Annotated in this window: 2 protein-coding genes; both read right to left on the bottom strand. The window is 31.4% G+C overall.

Annotation, left to right across the window (positions count from 1 at the left end; translation table 11 throughout):
* Positions 1 to 145: 145 nt before the first annotated feature.
* Positions 146 to 610, bottom strand: coding sequence for a hypothetical protein (locus tag ESY88_RS20665; RefSeq protein WP_147088595.1), 465 nt, complete (start codon positions 608 to 610; stop codon positions 146 to 148).
* A gap of 12 nt (positions 611 to 622) precedes the next feature.
* Entirely contained in the window at positions 623 to 1,090 is a 468-nt protein-coding gene (locus tag ESY88_RS20660; protein ID WP_147088594.1) for a hypothetical protein, read from the bottom strand.
* Positions 1,091 to 1,263: the final 173 nt, after the last annotated feature.

The raw sequence follows: 1,263 nt of genomic DNA, 5'->3' as shown, positions 1-1,263 counted from the left end.
AATAACAGCGCAAACTCCAGCCATCCTTCTTTAAATTCATCGTTTTACCCATAGACGGCAAATCAACCGGATTCGTCAACACAGTATTCAGCTCTGGCCTATCGGCGAGCCGAATACTTAGTTATTGTAGCCAGTTTTTATTATTTTATCCTTCATATTGGTTAACACTTATTACTATTTCATTTTCGAATTTTATATCTAAATAGTCAGGGTCAATATTGAATAACCCAGGAACAAATCCTAGTTCATAGGATAACCTATTTTCATTATTGGTCGAATAATTATTTCCCAATATATTTATTACTTCATCTCGGTTTTTTCCGATTAACATTTCGCTTTCAATAATGTCTTCCGACATTTTATATCTTTCTTCAATGTTTGATTTCCATTCACTTTGGTCAAAACTACTTGTTGGATAATATGAAACAAAGAAAATCCAAATCATTACAAGTCCAAAATAGATAATTGGACTAAGAATTATCGTAGGAATTACAGCAATGAATTTTCTATTATTATCATTTCCAATTTTAAGTCTTTTCATTATCCACTTACATATGAAATAAGTGGGGATTGCAAGAATTAAGATTATGATAGGTACTTCAATACTCATCTTTATTTAAGTTTATAAAATCCAAAATTTCCATTCTCCTTCACATTCCATTCCCCAATCTTTTGCTTCTTTGTCTAAATCCATATACCAGTAGTTTAACCCTTTCTTAAATCCTTGACCAATTCCGATATAACTAATCCCAATATTCAAAGCCGAAAAAACGACTAATATAATAACAGTTCCTTTGTAGATTTTGGTTAAAATTCTACTCTTTGATTTCAGGTCAAGTGTTTTCAGAATTGCTAATCTTAACAATGCAATTATTACACTCCAAATGGCAACATTTAGAAGAATACCTGAAATACTGTAAAAATACTCCATAGAACTTCCTAATGATTTCTCTTTAAACACAAAAGGGCTCCCATAATAAATTGGAAACATTTCTTCTCCTTGACAATTATACTCAACACCAAAAACTAAAGACAATACAATTCCAAGTGCAATAAATGGGATTGTCAAAGGTTTAGTTAGTTTTATCATTTTTTGCAATTGGCTACAACGCCAGTCCGTCTAATAACCTGCCTTGATTTTTGTTAGTAGAAACAAATTACAGATTTTGTTTTAAACCGCGAGTGCCATTTTAATTTTCCTATTGTGATTGGCAAATGTTGCTATACAGGCTAAAAATAGGTTTATGGCGGTTTCTAGTGTCT

It is taken from the genome of Subsaximicrobium wynnwilliamsii (genome assembly GCF_007997225.1).
GTDB classification, from domain to species: Bacteria; Bacteroidota; Bacteroidia; order Flavobacteriales; family Flavobacteriaceae; genus Psychroserpens; species Psychroserpens wynnwilliamsii.
Note: the sequence above shows the minus strand (reverse complement) of the source record. Positions and strands in the feature narration are given on the sequence as shown.